This window comes from Pasteurella bettyae CCUG 2042 (assembly GCF_000262245.1).
Taxonomy (GTDB): Bacteria; Pseudomonadota; Gammaproteobacteria; order Enterobacterales; family Pasteurellaceae; genus Basfia; species Basfia bettyae.
Window position 1 is genome coordinate 89,269 of record NZ_AJSX01000030.1, and the last position, 19,651, is coordinate 108,919.

18 protein-coding genes are annotated in these 19,651 nt (G+C 36.8%); 17 read left to right on the forward strand and 1 reads right to left on the reverse strand.

Translation table 11 applies throughout. From position 1 onward, the window contains the following. Positions 1–2 precede the first annotated feature (2 nt). The 4 genes from HMPREF1052_RS05650 to serS all read left to right on the forward strand — a co-directional run bounded on the left by HMPREF1052_RS05650 (position 3) and on the right by serS (position 6,299). On the forward strand, positions 3–2,828 hold the full coding sequence (locus HMPREF1052_RS05650) for a DNA translocase FtsK (protein WP_005760536.1): 2,826 nt from the start codon (positions 3–5) through the stop codon (positions 2,826–2,828). A 29-nt stretch (positions 2,829–2,857) separates the two neighbouring features. After that, positions 2,858–3,481: an outer membrane lipoprotein chaperone LolA gene (gene lolA, locus HMPREF1052_RS05655; protein ID WP_005760530.1), complete on the forward strand. Its 624-nt coding sequence runs from the start codon at positions 2,858–2,860 to the stop codon at positions 3,479–3,481. Between the two features lie 82 nt (positions 3,482–3,563). Continuing rightward, positions 3,564–4,904: a replication-associated recombination protein A gene (locus tag HMPREF1052_RS05660; protein WP_005760603.1), complete on the forward strand. Its 1,341-nt coding sequence runs from the start codon at positions 3,564–3,566 to the stop codon at positions 4,902–4,904. A gap of 102 nt (positions 4,905–5,006) precedes the next feature. After that, positions 5,007–6,299 carry a serine--tRNA ligase gene (gene serS, locus HMPREF1052_RS05665; protein ID WP_005760473.1) on the forward strand — a complete coding sequence of 431 codons (1,293 nt, stop codon included), beginning with the start codon at positions 5,007–5,009 and terminating at the stop codon, positions 6,297–6,299. 170 nt (positions 6,300–6,469) lie between these two features. Here the strand turns inward: serS and mnmC are convergent, their stop codons facing one another. Then, positions 6,470–8,548, reverse strand: a complete 2,079-nt coding sequence (gene mnmC, locus HMPREF1052_RS05670; protein WP_005760623.1) for a bifunctional tRNA (5-methylaminomethyl-2-thiouridine)(34)-methyltransferase MnmD/FAD-dependent 5-carboxymethylaminomethyl-2-thiouridine(34) oxidoreductase MnmC — start codon at positions 8,546–8,548, stop codon at positions 6,470–6,472. Positions 8,549–8,755: 207 nt separating this feature from the next. Between mnmC and fabB the strand changes: the two genes are divergently transcribed. The 13 genes from fabB to HMPREF1052_RS05735 all read left to right on the forward strand — a co-directional run bounded on the left by fabB (position 8,756) and on the right by HMPREF1052_RS05735 (position 19,623). Next, complete coding sequence (fabB, locus tag HMPREF1052_RS05675; protein ID WP_005760650.1) at positions 8,756–9,976, forward strand: beta-ketoacyl-ACP synthase I; 1,221 nt, start codon at positions 8,756–8,758, stop codon at positions 9,974–9,976. Between the two features lie 750 nt (positions 9,977–10,726). Beyond that, the gene (locus HMPREF1052_RS05680) at positions 10,727–11,917 is read left to right on the forward strand and encodes a phage major capsid protein (RefSeq protein ID WP_005760654.1); all 1,191 of its coding nucleotides are present in this window, start codon (positions 10,727–10,729) and stop codon (positions 11,915–11,917) included. 57 nt (positions 11,918–11,974) lie between these two features. Beyond that, the gene (locus HMPREF1052_RS05685) at positions 11,975–12,538 is read left to right on the forward strand and encodes an HK97 family phage prohead protease (RefSeq protein ID WP_005760533.1); all 564 of its coding nucleotides are present in this window, start codon (positions 11,975–11,977) and stop codon (positions 12,536–12,538) included. Position 12,539: 1 nt separating this feature from the next. Further along, complete coding sequence (locus HMPREF1052_RS05690) at positions 12,540–13,760, forward strand: phage portal protein (protein WP_005760445.1); 1,221 nt, start codon at positions 12,540–12,542, stop codon at positions 13,758–13,760. Next, entirely contained in the window at positions 13,744–14,100 is a 357-nt protein-coding gene (locus tag HMPREF1052_RS05695; RefSeq protein ID WP_005760605.1) for a phage head closure protein, read from the forward strand. The genes HMPREF1052_RS05690 and HMPREF1052_RS05695 overlap by 17 nt, the downstream gene beginning before the upstream one ends. Then, on the forward strand, positions 14,087–14,404 hold the full coding sequence (locus HMPREF1052_RS05700) for a head-tail connector protein (protein ID WP_005760489.1): 318 nt from the start codon (positions 14,087–14,089) through the stop codon (positions 14,402–14,404). Before HMPREF1052_RS05695 ends, HMPREF1052_RS05700 begins: the two co-directional genes overlap by 14 nt. 10 nt (positions 14,405–14,414) lie before the next feature. After that, a complete protein-coding gene (locus tag HMPREF1052_RS05705) occupies positions 14,415–14,771 on the forward strand; it encodes an HNH endonuclease signature motif containing protein (protein WP_005760597.1) in 357 nt (118 codons plus the stop codon). 140 nt (positions 14,772–14,911) lie between these two features. Beyond that, the gene (locus HMPREF1052_RS05710) at positions 14,912–15,280 is read left to right on the forward strand and encodes a phage terminase small subunit P27 family (RefSeq protein WP_005698535.1); all 369 of its coding nucleotides are present in this window, start codon (positions 14,912–14,914) and stop codon (positions 15,278–15,280) included. 7 nt (positions 15,281–15,287) lie between these two features. Further along, positions 15,288–16,955: a terminase large subunit gene (locus HMPREF1052_RS05715; RefSeq protein WP_005760637.1), complete on the forward strand. Its 1,668-nt coding sequence runs from the start codon at positions 15,288–15,290 to the stop codon at positions 16,953–16,955. Positions 16,956–16,970: 15 nt separating this feature from the next. Then, positions 16,971–17,438: an HK97-gp10 family putative phage morphogenesis protein gene (locus tag HMPREF1052_RS05720; RefSeq protein WP_005760658.1), complete on the forward strand. Its 468-nt coding sequence runs from the start codon at positions 16,971–16,973 to the stop codon at positions 17,436–17,438. A 274-nt stretch (positions 17,439–17,712) separates the two neighbouring features. Further along, positions 17,713–18,093, forward strand: coding sequence for a hypothetical protein (locus HMPREF1052_RS05725; protein ID WP_005760662.1), 381 nt, complete (start codon positions 17,713–17,715; stop codon positions 18,091–18,093). Positions 18,094–18,200: 107 nt separating this feature from the next. After that, on the forward strand, positions 18,201–19,223 hold the full coding sequence (locus HMPREF1052_RS05730; protein WP_005760643.1) for a hypothetical protein: 1,023 nt from the start codon (positions 18,201–18,203) through the stop codon (positions 19,221–19,223). A 178-nt stretch (positions 19,224–19,401) separates the two neighbouring features. Further along, positions 19,402–19,623 (forward strand): helix-turn-helix transcriptional regulator, encoded by a 222-nt coding sequence (locus tag HMPREF1052_RS05735; RefSeq protein ID WP_005760675.1) that lies wholly within the window; start codon positions 19,402–19,404, stop codon positions 19,621–19,623. Positions 19,624–19,651: the final 28 nt, after the last annotated feature.

The window sequence follows — 19,651 nt, forward strand, 5'->3', positions numbered from 1 at the left end:
ACATGATAAAAAAATTTTCAGTTGGCTTTACGCCAAAACATTATCTTGTGGAAATCTTGTTTGGATTGACCGCACTTTTAGGCTTTTATCTTATTATTGCCTGGTCAAGTTATAGTCCTATTGATAGCACTTGGTCTGTTTCAAGTTATCAAACTGAAATTATTAATAAGGCTGGTAAGTTTGGCGCTTGGATGGTCGATCTTTTCTTTGTCTTTTTTGGTTATGTTGGGCATTTATTACCTTTTCTACTATTAATTGCACCTATTTATTTTATTCGTACTAAACGTGTTGATAGTTTGACTTGGACTCGCTTTAGTTTACGTATGTTTGGTTTTATCGTATTAATTTGTGGGCTGACTGCATTAGCCTCATTAAGTTTAAATAATACCAGTTATCATCTTGCTGGTGGTGTTTTAGGTGCAACTATAGTGAAAGCTTTTTATCCTTTATTGGGTAAATTTGGGCTACTTTGTTTTGCTTTCGTATTTTCTGTGATTGGATTTATTTTCTGTTCAGGGGCTTCACTAATTCGTTTACTGGTACGTTTCTACAATTGGTTAACCGAAAAAAATGAAGAAAAACAACCCGAGATAGTTGAAAATGAAAATATTGAAGAATGGATTGAAACGGAGATTGATGAAGAGCGAGCCATGATACATGCCCAGCAAGAATTGCAACCGCATGTCAATAATCTTGATGAAAAACCATCCTCAATAAATATTGTCGGGCTTTCATCTCATCAAAATGTTTTAATGCTTCCTCAAGATCAGCTTAAACCTGAGAGTTTTGGTCAATATGCAGTAGATGAAAATAATGATTTACCTGAGGTAAGAATTTCTTCTTTAGAACAAGATAATATGATGCCTCAAGATTATCAATCTCCTGAGTTTTTAGATCCAGCTAGAAGTTCGGTAGTTTTATCTGAAGAAGAATTATCTGAAAATGAAAATTTTGCTCAAGTACATATTCCTGAAGTTAGTTTGACACCAGTTCGTCCGTTATCACCTATAGGCGAGGGAACGGCAGAGGCGCATTCTGCAGCATCGAATATTTCAGAAATTGACATTTCAACTGAATTTGATACCAGTGAGCTTGCTACACAGTTTGCTCAACAAGAAGCAGAACGTGAACGTATTCGTTTAGAAAAAGCGCAAGTTTTAGGTGTTGCAGATATTCCTGAACCTTTAATTAACGAGCTTGCTAATTCGACAGTGAGTTTACAACCTCAATTAGACTTAGCACCAGAACCTGAAGTAGAAAATAATAATGGTTTACGTACATTACCTATTGATAAAGTAATGGAGCTTTTTGGTAATAATAAGACAGTAGTAAAACCAACAACTGAGTTGCCAAGTTTAGACTTATTAGATTATCGAGCTACACGTGTTCAAGAAGCCACTGAACAAGAAATTCAAGAAACTTCACAACGTATTGAACAGCAACTTCGTAATTTTAATGTGAAAGCTGTAGTTAAAGATGTATTGGTTGGTCCTGTTGTCACCCGCTATGAACTGGAATTACAACCTGGTGTAAAAGCATCTAAAGTAACCAGTATTGATACGGACTTAGCTCGTGCATTAATGTTTAAATCTATTCGTGTGGCAGAAACTATTCCAGGTAAGCCTTATATCGGTATTGAAACGCCAAACGCTCTTCGTCAAATTGTATCATTACGCGAAGTGTTAGATAGTGATGAGTTCCGTTATACTAAAGCACTATTGCCGATGGCATTAGGTAAGGATATCAGTGGTAAACCTATTATTATTGATTTAGCTAAAACCCCTCATTTATTAGTTGCGGGTTCCACTGGGTCAGGTAAATCGGTAGGGATTAATACCATGATTCTTAGCTTATTGTATAAGGTAAAACCTGAACAAGTAAAATTTATTATGATTGATCCTAAAGTGGTGGAATTGTCGGTTTATAATGATATTCCTCATTTGTTAACGGAAGTCGTGACGGATATGAAAAAAGCGGCGAATGCTCTGCGTTGGTGTGTAGATGAAATGGAACGTCGCTATCAATTATTAGCAAAATTACGTGTTCGTAATATTGAAGGCTTTAATGAACGCCTCGATGAATATCGAGCCGAAAACCTTGTGGTGCCAGATCCTTTATGGAGACCTGGTGATTCAATGGATGCTACTGCACCTATATTAGAAAAATTGAGTTATATTGTTTTAATTGTAGATGAGTTCGCTGACTTAATGATGGTTGCGGGTAAACAAATTGAAGAATTAATAGCTCGTTTAACGCAAAAAGCACGAGCAGTGGGCATTCACGTGATTTTAGCAACACAACGTCCTTCTGTAGATGTGATTACCGGATTGATTAAGTCAAACATTCCAAGTCGTATTGCGTTCACTGTTGTGCAACGTAATGACTCTCGTACTATCTTAGATCAAAATGGTGCTGAAGCCTTATTAGGTCGTGGTGATATGTTATATTTAGGTAACGGAACTACAGATTTAATTCGTGTTCATGGCGCTTATATGTCAGATGATGAAGTCGTTCGAGTCGCAGATGATTGGCGTGCTCGAGGTAAACCGAACTATATTTCAGCAATTCTTGAAAGTTCTGATGAAGATTCTGTTGATGATGAGTTAGGTGGAGATGGAAATCCTGATGAATTAGATGACTTATTTGATGAAGTGGTGGAATTTGTTAGCCGTACTGGTACAACATCAACCTCTTCAATTCAACGTCGTTTCCGTGTTGGATTTAATCGTGCAGCTCGTATTATGGATCAGCTTGAAGAGCAAGGTATTGTATCGGAAATGCGAAATGGTAAACGTGAAATTTTGGTTCGTAACAATCAAGAATATTAATTTCACTTTTGATAAGAAAAGGAAAGTAAATGAAAAAATTTATGCTAAAAATGACCGCACTTTTAGCGGTTTCATGCAGTTCTCTAGTTTGGGCTGATGCAACAAATGAATTACAACAGCGTTTAGCTCAAGTCAATTACTTTAGTGCCGATTTTACTCAGAATGTCAGTTCTGCAAATGGGAAAAATGTTCAAAATGGAAGTGGTAAATTACAGATCAAACGTCCTAATTTATTTCGCATGGATAATAAAGCACCGCAAGAAACTCAGATTATTTCTGATGGCAAAACATTATGGTTTTATGATCCTTTCGTAGATCAAGTAACCGCAAATTGGGTGAAAGATGCGGTAAATAATACTCCCTTTGTATTATTAACTAGTGATGATAAAGCTAACTGGAATCAATATACAGTTCAACAAAATGCGGATACTTTCGTATTAAAACCAAAAGCGAAAAACAGTAATATCAAACAATTTGATATTCGGATTGATAGTAATGGTGTGTTAAAAGGTTTTAGTACTATTGAAAAAGATGGTCAATCAAATCTTTATATCTTACGTAATATTACAAATAATCCATTAGCAGATAGTTTATTCCAATTCTCAGTGCCTAAAGGTGCAGAATTTGATGATCAACGTAAAAAGAAAAAATAATTAAGTTATACTAAACTAAAGGTGGGCAAGTAGGCCCACCATTTTTTTAACTATTTAAATTTGCTTGCTTCAGGTAATTTCTATGTCTAATTTTAGTTTCGATTTTACAGAAAATGATTTTAAACCCCTTGCTGCCAGAATGCGTCCGACCAATTTAGATGAATACTGTGGTCAGCAACATTTACTTGGTGTTGGTAAACCTTTACGTAAAGCGATTGAGGCAGGGCATGCCCATTCGATGATTTTCTGGGGGCCTCCAGGCACAGGGAAAACCACGTTAGCTGAAATTATTGCTCATCGAATCAATGCTGAAGTAGAACGTATTTCTGCGGTAACTAGCGGAATTAAAGAAATTAGAGAAGCTATTGAGCGAGCCAAACAAAATCGTTTAGCCGATCGGCGCACTATTTTATTTGTAGATGAAGTTCATCGTTTTAATAAAAGTCAGCAAGATGCTTTTTTACCACATATTGAAGATGGTACGATTATTTTTATTGGTGCAACTACAGAAAACCCGTCTTTTGAATTAAATAGTGCGTTGCTCTCCCGTGCTCGAGTTTATATTTTAAAATCATTAACAACAGAAGATGTTGTTCAGGTTTTAAAACAAGCTTTAAATAATAAAGAACGTGGTTTAGGCAATCAAAAACTGAATTTAGAAGAGGGAATTCTCGAAGTTTTGGCAGATTATGTGCATGGCGATGCTCGTTTATCATTAAACTGCCTAGAATTAATGGTCGATATGGCTGATGAAACAGAAAATGGTAAAAAAATCGACCACACTTTGTTAACTGAAGTTCTTGGAGAACGGCAAGCACGTTTTGATAAGCAAGGCGATCGCTTCTATGATCTCATTTCTGCAGTACATAAATCTATTCGAGGTTCAGCACCTGATGCAGCTTTATATTGGTATGCACGGATTATTACTGCTGGCGGTGATCCTTTGTATGTAGCACGCCGTTTATTAGCGATTGCCTCTGAAGATGTGGGTAATGCTGATCCTCGAGCAATGCAAGTCGCTATTGCTGCTTGGGATTGTTTTACCCGTGTCGGTGCAGCTGAGGGTGAACGAGCAATTGCACAAGCTATTGTGTATTTAGCGGTTGCTCCCAAAAGTAACGCTGTATATCGAGCATTTAATCAAGCCAAACAACTTGCAAAAGAGAGTGCTGATTTTGATGTGCCACTTCATTTACGTAATGCACCAACCAATTTAATGGAAAATTTAGGTTATGGCACAGAATATCGTTATGCTCATGATGAACCAAATGCTTATGCCGCGGGAGAAAATTATTTTCCTATTGAGCTGAAAGATACTATCTTATATGAACCTACTGATCGTGGAATGGAAATAAAAATTAAAGAAAAATTAGATTGGTTAAAAGCACAAAATAAGCAGAGTAATAAGCAACGCTATAAATAGTTTCTAAAGAGAATTATAAGCACTTGTTGATACTGTATTTTTCTTTTAAATAGAGATAGAATACTAGAAATCTTACTTGATAAATACAAAATAGGTACCAATATGATCGACCCGAATTTACTTCGTAATAATCTTACAGAAGTTGCAGAAACATTAAAATTAAAACGCAACTTTATTTTAGATACAGCAAAATTAGCTGAATTAGAAGAAGAACGTAAAGCATTGCAAGTGAAAACTGAAACTTTACAAGCAGAACGTAATTCACGTTCCAAAGCAATTGGTGCAGCAAAAGCACGTGGTGAAAACATTGAATCCTTATTAGCTGATGTTGAGCACATGGGAGAAGAGTTAAGTAACTTGAAAGCTCAATTGGATGCTGTACTTAATCAATTAAATGAAATTTCTTTAACTATTCCTAATTTACCAGCAGATGAAGTCCCTTTAGGTAAAGATGATACTGAAAATAAAGAAATTTCACGTTGGGGTACACCTCGTACATTTGATTTTGAAATTAAAGATCACGTGACTTTAGGTGAAGGTATCAATGGCGGTTTAGATTTTGCAGCTGGTGCTAAATTAAGTGGTGCACGTTTTGCCGTAATGAAAGGTCAGGTTGCTAAAATGCACCGTGCATTATCTCAATTTATGTTGGATTTACATACAGAAAAACATGGTTATACAGAAACTTATGTGCCTTATTTAGTCAACCATGACACTTTATATGGTACAGGACAATTGCCAAAATTTGGTGAGGATCTTTTCCATACTAAGCCATTAGAAGGGGAAGTACCTTACGCATTAATTCCAACGGCAGAAGTACCAGTGACAAACTTAGTTCGTAGTGAAATTGTAAATGCAGAAGACTTGCCGATTCGAATGACTGCACATACGCCTTGTTTTCGTTCAGAGGCAGGTTCTTATGGACGTGATACACGTGGCTTAATTCGTATGCATCAATTTGATAAAGTAGAATTAGTTCAAATTGTTGAACCTGAAAAATCTATGGAAGCATTGGAAGAATTAACGGGTCATGCAGAAAAAGTTCTACAACTTTTAGGTTTGCCATATCGTAAAGTTTTATTATGTACAGGTGATATGGGCTTTGGTTCTTGTAAAACTTATGACTTAGAAGTTTGGGTACCAGCACAAAATACTTACCGTGAAATTTCTTCTTGCTCAAATATGTGGGATTTCCAAGCTCGTCGTATGCAAGCTCGTTATAAAGCAAAAGGCGATAAGAAAACTACATTAGTACACACCTTAAATGGTTCTGGTTTAGCTGTAGGTCGTACATTAGTTGCAGTATTAGAAAACTATCAAAATGAAGATGGATCAGTAACAGTACCAGAGGTATTACGTCCTTATATGGGTGGACTAGAAGTTATTGGTAAATAGTCATATTGAGACAAATATAGAAAAGGACGCAATATGCGTCCTTTATTTTTTCTATTAATGGCTAAAATAGGCACATTCCTCTCTAATTAGGCAGAAATTTTTGAAAAACTCACCGCACTTTTTCGGTGTTAGAGATGTTCGAAAGTGTGTATTATTGAGTAAATAAGTGATTATTTAATAGCTGTTCCTTTTAATAACTTTCGCATCCAACTTCTATTCGGATTAAGTGCATGAATAATATCTTCGCTAAGTGGTAAAGGTTCGGCATAAATTAATGAGGCTAATGTTTCCCCTAAAATTGGAGCAGAAGTAAGACCTCGAGAGCCTAACGCACCCACCAAATAAAGGTTATTATAATTTGCAGCATTTGGAATAGCTTGTTTACGACGGCGTAAATTAAAGATATTTTTATATTCTTCTGCTTGTTGCTCAAAATTAGGCACATTTCCTACCATCGGAATACGATCACGCACAGCGCAACGTACGCCTATACGAGCCAAATTATCACTAGTATCTACATCCTTTGTCCAATCTAATCCAAGGTTATGTTGAATCTTCAATTGGTTATCTTGTTGTTCTTGATGGCTGAATTCTCGATCTTCACAATCTCGTACATGGCTTGCCCCAATGCAATGATATTGTTTAGCCGCATCAGCAGGGGTAAGATAGCCATCGTAGCAAACTACAGATTTCAATTTTAATAGTTTTTCTGATGTAGGAATTTGGCTCACCTGACCACGTACTGAATATACAGGAATATGGGATGTTTGTTCAAACTGATTAAGTTTATGACCATTGGCAATAATGACCAAGTCATGATGAAATTGTTGAGCTTGTTCATCAATTAATATCCAACCTGAATTATGTTGAGAAAGTGCGGTGATTTTTTCAGAATTTTTTAAAATCAGACCGTACTTTTGGGCAAAAGCAAAGCTATTTTGCACAAATTGGCGAGGCGCAAGCCAAGCACCTTTGGGAATAAATCCACCACCACAAGGCAGTGCCAATCCCACTTTTTCACTAAGTGCTTGTTGAGTTAAGGTTTGATATAAACTGAGCGGCCAATCGTAGCTTGAAATTTTTGCTAATTTCACCGCACTTTTCTCATCATAAGCACAGAGTGCAACACCACAGAACTCGTGCTCAAACGCAATGCCTTGTTGAATAGCCCATTGCAATTGTTGCTGACCATAAGCAAAGGCGTGAATATAAAAGCGGATGTTATGAAGATCATCATCACTAAGTTGAGGATAGAAGGCACCTTGTTTATTACCTGAGGCATTTAGTGCCATTTGTTGATCTTCACAATAGACTGTGACTTGCGCACCTCTCCGCATAAGTGAAAGTGCGGTAAATAATGAAGAAATTCCGCCACCAATAATCGCAATATTGGCTTTTTGAGGTAAGTCGGCTGATTGAGAATAGTTCCACGGTTGATGGATTTTTGTTAAGTACTCTGGTGAATGTTGAATAAAATGTGTTTCATCAGAAAATCGTTTTTCATGATTAATAGAAATATTATTATTAACTTTAATTCCATGAATACATTCCCGTTTTTTTCCAAACCCTTTTCTTTTGGTAATGTTGAAACCAACAGATTCTAATCCTTTTTTTACAGCGCTTGCTGCCGTAAAAGTAGCAAATGTACCAGATAATTTTGTGTATCGAGAAATATGTTGATATAAATTTTCATTCCACATTTCTGGATTTTTGCTAGGTGCAAAACCATCTAAGAACCAAGCATCAATTTTCTCAATCATATAATCGCCTAATTGAGGTAAGTTATCAGCAATATCGCCAAACCAAAGATCTAAAGTCGTTTCTTCGAAATGAAAACGATAGCAACCCACAATAGGTTCAAGCCACAGCCGTTGTAGCTGTTCTGCAATAGATTGAAATTCTGGATAAGCTTGATGTGCTAATTTTAATTCTGCTAAATTAATAGGAAATTTTTCAAAGGAAATAAAAAATAAGCGAGTTAGTGAACTATGAGGGTACTGTTCACGAAATTGTCTAAATAATGTGGTTACTGCAAAAAAATTTAAACCAGTGCCAAAACCTGTTTCTGCAATAACAAAATGTTGCCCTTGATAGGCTTTCCAACGTTCCCATAGTTGATTGCCTTCCTGAAATACATAACGACTTTCAGCAAGCCCATCTTGAGTTGAAAAGTAAATATCATCAAATTGTTCAGAAACAGGAGTGTTATCTTGATTAAAATGAATACTGGCAGGGCTAACTTTTAGCATATTTGATTATTTCCTTTGTATTTTTGTTATTTAGTTTTATATCATACGCTTAATTATAAATTTATTCCAAAAAGGAATGTTTCCCTACTGGTCGTATGTTAAAATTAACACTTGCAATATTTTATTTTCATAGTAAATTAGCTTTCAGCTAACAAATGTAAGTTGAAATGATTGAAAAGTTTCACTTAAAACGATAAGGAAAAAATAATGAAAAGAGCAGTTATTACTGGTTTCGGTGTAATTTCAAGTATAGGTAACAACAAAGAAGAAGTTTTAGCTTCTTTAAAAGCAGGTAAATCAGGTATTGAAACTGTACCAAGCTTTGTTGAAATGGGTATGCGTAGCCATATCGCAGGTACAATCAAAATCAATCCAGCAGAACACATCGACCGTAAAGTTTATCGTTTTATGGGAGATGCAGCTTCTTATGCTTATCTTGCAATGAAAGAAGCTATTGAAGACGCTAATTTATCTGAAGATCAAGTTTCTAATGATCGTACAGGTTTAGTTATTGGGGCGGGTACAGGATCAGCACATAGTCAATTAGTGGCTTGTGATGCGGTACGTGGCCCGCGTGGTGTCAAATCAATTGGCCCTTATGCAGTGACAAAAACTATGGCATCAAGTGCATCAGCTTGTTTAGCAACACCGTTTAAAATTCGTGGTGTGAACTACTCAATGAGTTCAGCTTGTGCAACATCAGCACATTGTATTGGTCATGCTTGGGAATTAATTCAATTAGGTAAACAAGATATTGTATTTGCAGGTGGTGCAGAAGAATTGTCTTGGGAATGTGCAACTGAATTCGATGCAATGGGCGCCCTTTCAACTAAATATAACAATACGCCAGAAAAAGCATCTCGTGCATATGATGCAAATCGTGATGGTTTTGTGATTGCAGGTGGTGGTGCTGTAGTTGTTGTTGAAGAATTAGAACATGCATTAGCTCGTGGAGCAAAAATTTATGCTGAACTGATTGGCTACGGAGCAACTTCAGATGGTTATGATATGGTAGCTCCAAGCGGTGAAGGTGCAGAACGTTGTATGAAACAAGCCATGGCTAATATTGATACACCAATTGATTACATTAATGTTCATGGTACATCAACTCCAGTAGGTGATGTAAAAGAATTAGCTGCAATTAAAGCTGTATTCGGTGATAAAGTGCCTGCGATTTCTTCAACTAAATCAATGACTGGTCATTCTTTAGGTGCTGCTGGTGCTCATGAAGCTATTTACACATTACTTATGTTAGAAAATGATTTTATTGCTCCAAGTATTAATATCGAAACATTAGATGAACAAGCTGAAGGGGTAAATATTGTTACTCAAACGAAAGAAAATGCTGGCTTACAAGTAGTAATGTCAAATAGCTTTGGTTTCGGTGGTACGAATGCGACCTTAGTATTTAAACGTTATATGAAATAATTATTTAGTCCATATTGAATAAAAAAAGTGCGGTTTTTATACCGCACTTTTTTTTGTAAGGTTTTGCCATAGAGTAGTAGTGAAAATACATTTATTGAGCTTTAGTGATTCTTTAAACATCTTTATTTACTCTAGAACAAGTGTGGTAGTAATAAAAAGTAAACTACCATAAAGTACATTATCAAGTATAAAAATGCACGGATTGAATGGAGCTAATTGGAACAACGAAAAAGGCTAGAACCTTATAAATTCTAGCCTTGTGAATCTTTTTAAAATGTTATTGAAACATATCATTGGTGCCTGGGCGAGAAGCGATCTGATTAAATAACTTATTGAAATTAAATGATTATTTAATATCTTCTGTTATAGCGTGTAACTAAATGTGTAACAATTAATTTCATTTTATGAAAATAACAAAATATGCCTATAATAAATTTTTTTTCTATTTAACTCTTCATCTCTTCACCTTTTCTAAAAAATAATTATATATCAATAAGTTATAGGGTGAAGAGTTAAAAACAACTATTCACCAACTCTTCACCACTCTTCACCCTTTCAGAAAATAAATTTTTACTGTCCTTTTGTATGGTTGCTGATCAAAAAATAATCAATCAAACTTTGCTTACTTATCATAACTAAACGTATCTAAGCTATTAAAATTTAAGGTATTTACTTTAAATTTTATGTGCTTATATTGTGATATGGGCTACTTGTAGCCGTCTTAATTAAGATGAGTTAAAGGACAAATTTATGTTTAAAAAATTAATCGAGTTACGCCAACAAAAGGCAGAAAAAGTCGCAGAAATGCGTGCAATGCTTGATAAAGCAGAAAAAGAAAATCGTTCATTGGATGAAACTGAATCAGTAGATTTTGATAAATTGAAAGATTTAGTGAAACAATTGAGTGATGAAATCAGTAAATACGAAACCGTAGCAGATGAAGAACGTAATCTTGGTGCGCAATCTAACCCATTAGAAACCCGCAGCACGAAACAATTTTCAAATGATGAATTGCGCCATTACATTAAAACTGGTGAACTTCGCAATTTAACGACGGCTAACGGTGAAGATGGCGGCTATTCTGTTATCCCTCAATTAGACAAAGAGGTCATGAAACGCTTAACAGATGATAGCGTCATGCGCCAGCTTTGTAATGTCGTTCGCTTGCCTATCGGTGCGAAAGAATACAAAAAATTAGTATCTGCTGGCGGTGCAACCGTTGAACATAGCACCGAGGGCACAGCACGCAACGGCACAGCAACCCCTAAACTGCATGAAGTAACCATTGCATTAAATTCAATCTATGCTTATCCGAAAACCACGCAAGAAATCTTAGATTTTTCTTCTATTGATGTTTTAGGCTGGTTAACTGATGAAATCAGTGAATCATTCACTGAAACCGAAGAAAGCGATTTAACGTTAGGTGATGGCGATAAAAAATCAAAAGGTTTACTTGCTTATACCCGTTCAACTGATGGCGATAAAACCCGTACATTCGGACAACTTCAAAAAATGGAAGTGGCAAGCGCGGACAAAATCACTGCAGATAATTTGATCGACTTGTTCTATATGCTGCACTCAAAATATCGTAAAAATGCAGTGTGGGTGATGTCTTCTACAATCGCTGCAATGTTACAAAAATTGAAAAATAAAAACGGTGATTTTATTTGGCGTGATGGTTTAACTGCAGATGCACCCGCTACGCTTTTAGGTCGTCCCGTTCACTTCCTTGAAACATTGCCAGCAAGTGGCGCGAATAAACCCGTTTTAGCCTTTGGTGACTTCAAGCGCGGTTATTTCATTGTTGATCATGAAACAGGCGTTCGCACTCGACCTGATAACATTACAGAACCAGGTTTCTATAAAGTTCACACCGATAAATATTTAGGCGGTGGCGTGGTGGATAGTAACGCAATCAAATTTATTGAGACGTTAGCTTAATCAACAATTCATAAGGGGCATTAAGCCCCTTTTTTGTTAAAGGATACAAGAAAGAAAATGAATCAGCAGAAATTTGAAATTCGTTCATCAGAAATCATCGCGGACGATCAGAAATTAACGGGTTATGTTGTGAAATGGAACAGCCCTTCAGAAGTGCTTTACTGTGATTTTGTAGAATCCTTTGCGCCTAAGGCATTCAGTGAAAGTTTAGCCAGTGGCGAAGATGTTCGCGCACTCTTTGAACACGACTACACCAAGTTACTCGGTCGCACTAGTGCGGGAACATTAAAACTAGAAGAAGATTCAATCGGCTTACGCTTTGAACTCACCCCGCCTAATACAACTATTGGGAAAGATTTATTAGTTAGCGTCTCGCGTGGTGATATTACAGGCATGTCCTTTGGATTTAGAGCCAGTCAAGAAGAATGGGATTTTGATGTAGAGCCTTGCCAACGAACTGTACAAAAAGCCGAACTCTTTGAGGTTACAGTAACAAGCATTCCCGCCTATCCTGAAAGTAGCGTAGAAATTGCTAAGCGTTCGATGATTGCAGCAAAAGAAAAAACACAAGAACATTCTACCGCACTTTTGAAACAGTGGCTTGATGTGATGGAGTCTTAATATGTGGAATCCTTTTAGACGAAAAGAGCAACGTAGCGAGCCAACCACAATAGAAGAGCTTTTATCTTACATGGGCATAAACAATACAGGTGCGGGCGAATTTGTCAGCCCACAAACTGCAGAATCGTTACCTGCCGTGATGAATGCCGTTACCGTCATTTCAGAGGCGGTCGCATCAATGCCTTGTTATCTATACGCACTAAAAGAAGATGGACGAGAAAGAATCTATCGTCATCCTGTTGAATATCTTCTCAATGAAATGCCAAACCGCAGCCAAACACCGTATCAATTCAAAAATACGATGATGCGCCATTGTTTGCTAAATGGTAACGCTTATGCCGTGATTGAGTGGAATAACAAGGGCGAACCAATAAGCCTTACTCCCTATCAACCCAGTGCGGTAAATATCTTCCGTAAAGTAACCGGTGAATATATTTATCAGATTACTGATTTAGACGGCAAAACGAAAAACTATCTACAAGACGAAGTTTTACATTTACGCCATAGTTCTGTTGATGGATTTATGGGGCGTTCTCCGATAACAGTTTGCCGTGAAACGGTGGGATTAGGTTTAGCCCAGCAACGCCATGGTGCAGCCATTATGAAAAACGGATTGATGGCAAGCGGGCTTATTTCAACAGCAGAATGGTTAGATGATGCGAAAGCACAGAAAGCCGTCAAAGCCCTTGAACGTTATAAGGGGGCAAAGAATGCGGGTAAAACGCCTATTCTTGAAGGCTCAATGGAATATAAACAATTAGGCATGACAAACCAAGATGCTGAATGGTTAGCTAGTCGCACGTTTACCATTTCCGATATAGCCCGAATCTACAATATTAGCCCGATTTTCTTACAAGATTATTCGAATAGTAGCTATGCGAATTTCAGTGAGGCAAGCCGCGCATTTCTTTCTCAAACCTTGCGCCCTTGGCTTACTAACTTTGAGCAACAACTCAAAGATGCCTTGATGATTGATTTAGGTAGCAACACCAATAAACGTTACTTAATCGAATTTGATACAAGCGACTTATTGCGCACCAGTCAAAGTGAGCGCTTCAAGAGTTACGATGTGGCAATTAAAGCCGGTGTAATGTGCCCGAATGAAGTTCGCCGCCATGAAGGCTTACCGCCTTATGTTGGTGGTGATGAATTTAGCCAAGCATGGAAACAAACCGTAGAAGTGAAACAAGATACAGGGGCGAGCGATGGCGGTAATGATTAAGGCGGGGAAATATAACAAGGTAATCACAATTCAGCGAAGAAATAAAGAAAAAGAAAAAGCCCGTAATTATGGTGAAACTAGAAAAACTGAATGGGAAGATGTTGCTACTGTTCACGCAAGTGTAGAACCAATACAAGGGCGAGAATATTTTAGCGGCCCGTTTCAATTAGGTGAAGATATTATTCGAATAAGAATTCGTTATTTACCTAATATTAACCGAAGAATGCGGGTTAAGTATGGTGAACGATTGTTAGAAATTAATGCTGTAATTGACAGTAAAGAAGAACACAAAGAACTTCAGTTAATGTGTAAGGAGAATTCTCTAAATGCTTATTTCTAATTTAATTGAACTAGGTGAAGTTAAAGCGCAATTAAGTATCGACCATAACTTAGATGATACGCTACTAAATGGCTACATAGTGGCAGCGATTGAAGTTGCTCAAAAGCATATCGGGAAAACTTTCGGAGATAGTGACACAGAAAAAACAATCGTATTCAATCAAGCGATTAAAGTCGGTTGCTTGATGTATATCGCTTACTTATATGCTAACCGTGAAGCCGTGACAGATTTAGCTAATCTTAAGCCAGCCCCAATGACTATTTCAGCATTATGGGAAGTATATAGAGAACCGTGCGTTTATTAGGTGGTGAATTATGCCAGCTCAACCTTTAAGACGTTGTACCTATCCTAACTGTAGAAATCGTGTTAAGTCTGGACGATGTGAAGAACATAAACCGAAAGACACAAGGGAAAGCAGTAGCAAGCGTGGCTACGATCAAAAATGGCGTAAGTATAGAACTGAATATCTAAAGCATAATCCGTTATGTGTGATGTGTTTAGAGAAAGGCAAATATACGCCCGCAACAGTTATCGACCATATTCAACCTGTAGAGAATGGACAAGCAGATCCGCGCTTTTGGGATATAAACAATCATCAGCCTTTATGCCGTGATTGTCATAGTTATAAAACAAGAATTATAGATAAGCGCGGATATGGTGCGAAGAAATAAAAATTGATTTAAATCAAATTATTGAAGTAATCGCAGTTAGATAGGTGGGGGGAGTTTTGAAAAGAGATGTGTAAGCGTTGGAGACCGCCCCCCCCACTTAATTTTTATGTAAGGCAATTTTTTTGAAAATAAGGAAATGTATGAGTAAGAGAAGAAACTATAAAACCCCTGATTTTTTAGATGGTATCGCTAAAACCCAATGGAAAAGTCGAATTAAACAACTTTCAGAGCGTGGCGATATTAAAGCAGAAGATTTAACGAACCTTGAAATTTATTGCGAAAACTACGCAATTTGGCGTCATTCCGTAGCAGATTTAGCCAAAAATGGCTTTATTATTGTGAATAGTCAAGGCACGCAATCAAGAAATCCAGCTTTGTCAGCGAAAGCAGATGCCGAAAAGGTGATGATTAAGATGTCATCATTGCTAGGTTTCGACCCTGTAAGCCGCAGAAAAAATCCTATTGAAGTAGATGAGAACGATATCTTAGATGAAATCCTAACAATGTAGGCGAAATATGGAAATATGGCACGCATACGCAGAGAAAATCAAATCTGGTGAGTTAGTGGCTTGTAAGAAGATAAAACAAGCCGTAGAGCGTTATTTTAACGATTTAAACAATCCCGATTATTTCTTTGATGATGGAGCGGTTAATAAGTTTTTAGCTTTCTCGAAACTATGCCCGCACGTTAAAGGACACTTACGCGGACAGCCTATTATCCTTTCAGATTGGCAAGTCTTTCTCTTTGCCAACATTCTAGGCTTTAAGCGTAAAGACACAGGATTAAGAAAATATCGCTCCGCTTACGTTCAAGTAGCCCGTAAAAATGCGAAATCAACAATCGCTGCAGTTTTGGCTAATTGGTTTTTATTGGCTGAAGATGGTCAGCAAGATATTTACACTGCAGCAGTAAGCCGTGATCAAGCCCGAATTGTTTTTGATGATGCGCGTCAGATGTGTTTATTGTCACCATTATTAAGAAAACGGGTAAACATTCAGCAACATAAAATGATCTACCCGAAAAATAACAGCTTAATGCGCCCGTTGGCTGCCAAATCAAGCACCATTGAGGGAACTAACCCAAGCCTTGCGATTGTGGACGAATATCACTTACACGCTGATAACAGCGTATATAGCGCATTAGAGCTAGGGCAAGGAGCACGCCCTGAAGGTTTACTCTTTGCGATTACAACTGCAGGAAGTAACACAATTTCAGCCTGTAAGCAGCATTATGATTATTGCTGCCAAATTCTAGACGGCAACGAACAGAATGACAGTATTTTCATCATGATTTTTGAACTGGACGAAGAAAGCGAAATAGACGATCCGCAAAACTGGATTAAAGCGAACCCCAACATAGGAAAATCTATTCCTTTCCTTGATTTTGAAAACACTATTAAAAAAGCCCGTGGCATTCCGTCAGAGTGGGTAGAAATGCTTACCAAGCGTTTTAATGTATGGTGCAACGGTCAAACACCGTGGCTAAATTTAGATGCGTGGGCATTGTGTAAGCGAGATTATTCAGAAAGCGATTTACTGCACCTTGATTGTTATATGGGGCTAGACTTATCCAGCACAAGCGATTTAACCTGCGTATGCTATACCTTTCCCCATGAAAACAAAGTGCGGTTATATTGCCGTCATTATATCCCTGAATATCAACTTCAGAACGTGGCAAATAAAAACCGTGCTATCTATCGTCAATGGGTGCGCCAAGGTTGGTTACAGACAACGCAAGGCGATTGTATTGATTATGACAAAATACGCGATGATATTCTGAAAGATGCTGAACGTTTCAATATCAAGATGACAGGCTTTGATGTATGGAACGCAACTCATTTACGAACACAATTACAAAGTGCGGGGCTTGAAGTAGAGCCATTCCCGCAAACATACCAACGATTTAGCCCTGTAGCAAAATCAGCAGAAGTGCTAATCAACCGCCAAGCAATCGAACACAACGGCGATCCCGTTCTTGCGTGGGCGTTATCTAATGTAGTGATGGAAACAGACGCAAACGCCAACATAAAACCAAATAAGAAGAAAGCAGCAAACAAAATCGATCCCGCTATAGCGTTCTTGATGTCATTCGGCACTTATCAACTTGAATATGGCGATTTGATTTTCGAGCTTTCAGATGAACATAAACACGCATTAGAACAATTTAATGGTATTGATTTATAACTACAGAGGGAAACTATGGCAGTTCAAATAAAAGGCTTGAGAGAACTTGAGCAAAACTTAAAAAAACTAAACAAGGATATAAACAAAGTCGCTGCAAAAGCAATTAGAAAAGGACTAAATAGCGCGGCCAAATCGATTGAAAAAACAATCAAGCCGAATGTTCCAACGTTGAAGACAAGTACCAATTTCCGACAAAAAGGAACTATTAAAAACAACGTTCGACATAAAACAAGGGTAGCTAAAGATGGCTTAAGTGGTATCACTGCAATTCGAGTTATGCGAACAAACGGCCGTAGAATGGCAAAAATTGGGGAAAATACGCGAGATAAATCAGATCCGTTTTACTGGTGGATGGTTGAATATGGCACAGTAAAAATGAAAGGTCGCCATTATATGGAAAAAGGCTTTAAATCTGGTGAGGCACAGGCTCTGAAGATTGCAAAAGAAGTTGCAGAAGAAGAATTTAAAAAAGCGTTCAAATAATAGAAAAGCCCGACATTTCACAATGTTGGGCTATTTTGTCTAAAAACTTACATGCAGGACGCGATTAGGCACTTGTAGATCGCAGCTCCTTAAAGTTTGCGGCAAACTTCCGAAAAAGTAAGCCGCTCACGTTTAGAAGACTTTGAAAATATTTCTAAATTCAAAGCGAGACTATTATAAAACTTTTCTGATGAACAAAAAATAGCCGTAGCTTAACGCATCTAAACTTTGATAAAATAGAACAAGAAATAAACAGGAAAACAAGGGGGAAAGTATGATTAAATCCGTTTTATCCGCATTTGGTTCATTTGTATTTTCTGCTTTAGATTTTTTGTTATTTTTAGCCATATTGCTTTTTGTTGGCTTGTTAGTTTTCATCTTTTGGCCAATATTAAAATGGCCTTTACTGGCTTTTCTAATAGGCGCTATCGCCTTCTTTTGTTATCTAATATACAAGATAAAAGAAAAACCAAAACCGCTAGAACAAGACGAAGTATTATCCAGCTGGGCAGAACAGGAATTGCAACGCCCTATCATTCAACGGATTTTACAAAAACAAGAGGAAAATAAACCGTTCATTAGCGGAACGATAACGCATATTGGAAATGACGGAAAAGAAACTCGATTAGGCAATATCACTATCCATTTAAAGTAAAGGAATAATTAATCAAATAAAGCGCATCTAGGCTGATCCCCGAAAGCAAGAAACCTTATCTTGTTGGTGCGCTCCTACCAATAAGGACGAATGCGAAAGGGGCGTTTATGACAATTAAAACTTCATTAAGCAATAAAAGATTTAGCTTTTCTTTAGAGAAAGCATTGGACTACATTAACAATAGAATTGATGAAAAAATTAATTTAGATGATTTGTTATATTTCATAAAGGATGGGCAGGTTAAAACTGTAATCAAGATTGTTTGCGGTTCTCTTGGTGGACGGTTATTTTTAACTTCTATAGGTGATGTAAATTATTTACAACCTGTATATTTTATTCCCTGTGGCGGATTAAGAATAAAACACAACGTTAAAACATATAGAAAGCACAAAGGAGTAGATATTAGTAAAGATATTTTTGGCTCTTGCGCCTGCTTTTCATCATCAGCCCCAAACCAAAAAAGAAGTATATCTAGGTACAAAAACATAAATATTCAATTTGAAGTTAAAAATTCAAAACGAGAAATAAATCTGACAAAAGATATATATCCTAATGTTGATTTTTTTGGGTGGTTTTATATTAGCCCTTCAAGTTATACAGGAAAAGAAAAAAATATAATAAAATCTGACTCAATATTTATTGATCCAATTGATAAGTTTGTCAGCGCCAGTGATGACGATGTAGAAATACAATTTATTCTAACAGATGAAGATGATGATCTGTATGTAGATCTTCCCAAAATTGAGGTTAGTTTAGACTCCATTGAAATTTTAAAAAAAGATTTAGATGTATTTTTAGAATTAGAAAAAGATGTTGGGAAAAATTATACTGACTACGAAAATGAAATAAAAAACTTACGCCAACAACTAGAGATAAAAGACAATCAGATAACTAAACTAAAGAACAATTATAATAATAAAAACATTCCAATTTTATTGAGTGCCTATAGAACTGACGATCCTTTAAAGATAGCCATAGAGGTCAGAAATAAATACTGGGCAAATTATCCAGATAATGTAAAAAGTAATACTCAAATTAGAGATTATATAATAAGGGATTATCGCGTTACTCAAACCCTTGCCACAGAGATAGAAAAAATAGCTTGTCCAATTAATAGAAAGAAAAACTAAATTTACATTTAACCCATTGATTTTATTATACCCTGCCTATATAGACAGGGTATTTTTTATTCTCTCCCTATCTCTCGCCCCTATATCCATAATGATTTAATACCCTCGTAACGTTACGCAACCAATCGAGTTATTGAATAGCTCAATGTCATTAATCAACAATTATAGAGGTTACGAGATGAACGAAGCTCAAAAATTAAATCTGAAATTAAACCCTCAACAAAAACTAATCTCTGGTGAAACCGCTTGCCATATTGTTGGCTTTGGTCGCACCAAACTCAACGAGCTTGTAAAAGCTAAGAAATTCCCTCAACCGATCCGCTTTTCACAAAACTTTGTTCGTTGGGATTTAGAAGAAGTGAATCAATGGATTGAAGAACAGAAGGCTGCACGTGCTTAATCATTGGTTAATAGAAAAGAAAAACGCC

Excerpts from the sequence above, each read along its gene's own strand:
- HMPREF1052_RS05650 (WP_005760536.1), top strand. The coding sequence starts at position 3 with ATGATAAAAAAATTTTCAGTTGGCTTTACGCCAAAACATTATCTTGTG.
- lolA (WP_005760530.1), top strand. The coding sequence starts at position 2,858 with ATGAAAAAATTTATGCTAAAAATGACCGCACTTTTAGCGGTTTCATGC.
- HMPREF1052_RS05660 (WP_005760603.1), top strand. The coding sequence starts at position 3,564 with ATGTCTAATTTTAGTTTCGATTTTACAGAAAATGATTTTAAACCCCTT.
- serS (WP_005760473.1), top strand. The coding sequence starts at position 5,007 with ATGATCGACCCGAATTTACTTCGTAATAATCTTACAGAAGTTGCAGAA.
- mnmC (WP_005760623.1), bottom strand. The coding sequence starts at position 8,548 with ATGCTAAAAGTTAGCCCTGCCAGTATTCATTTTAATCAAGATAACACT.
- fabB (WP_005760650.1), top strand. The coding sequence starts at position 8,756 with ATGAAAAGAGCAGTTATTACTGGTTTCGGTGTAATTTCAAGTATAGGT.
- HMPREF1052_RS05680 (WP_005760654.1), top strand. The coding sequence starts at position 10,727 with ATGTTTAAAAAATTAATCGAGTTACGCCAACAAAAGGCAGAAAAAGTC.
- HMPREF1052_RS05685 (WP_005760533.1), top strand. The coding sequence starts at position 11,975 with ATGAATCAGCAGAAATTTGAAATTCGTTCATCAGAAATCATCGCGGAC.
- HMPREF1052_RS05690 (WP_005760445.1), top strand. The coding sequence starts at position 12,540 with ATGTGGAATCCTTTTAGACGAAAAGAGCAACGTAGCGAGCCAACCACA.
- HMPREF1052_RS05695 (WP_005760605.1), top strand. The coding sequence starts at position 13,744 with ATGGCGGTAATGATTAAGGCGGGGAAATATAACAAGGTAATCACAATT.
- HMPREF1052_RS05700 (WP_005760489.1), top strand. The coding sequence starts at position 14,087 with ATGCTTATTTCTAATTTAATTGAACTAGGTGAAGTTAAAGCGCAATTA.
- HMPREF1052_RS05705 (WP_005760597.1), top strand. The coding sequence starts at position 14,415 with ATGCCAGCTCAACCTTTAAGACGTTGTACCTATCCTAACTGTAGAAAT.
- HMPREF1052_RS05710 (WP_005698535.1), top strand. The coding sequence starts at position 14,912 with ATGAGTAAGAGAAGAAACTATAAAACCCCTGATTTTTTAGATGGTATC.
- HMPREF1052_RS05715 (WP_005760637.1), top strand. The coding sequence starts at position 15,288 with ATGGAAATATGGCACGCATACGCAGAGAAAATCAAATCTGGTGAGTTA.
- HMPREF1052_RS05720 (WP_005760658.1), top strand. The coding sequence starts at position 16,971 with ATGGCAGTTCAAATAAAAGGCTTGAGAGAACTTGAGCAAAACTTAAAA.
- HMPREF1052_RS05725 (WP_005760662.1), top strand. The coding sequence starts at position 17,713 with ATGATTAAATCCGTTTTATCCGCATTTGGTTCATTTGTATTTTCTGCT.
- HMPREF1052_RS05730 (WP_005760643.1), top strand. The coding sequence starts at position 18,201 with ATGACAATTAAAACTTCATTAAGCAATAAAAGATTTAGCTTTTCTTTA.
- HMPREF1052_RS05735 (WP_005760675.1), top strand. The coding sequence starts at position 19,402 with ATGAACGAAGCTCAAAAATTAAATCTGAAATTAAACCCTCAACAAAAA.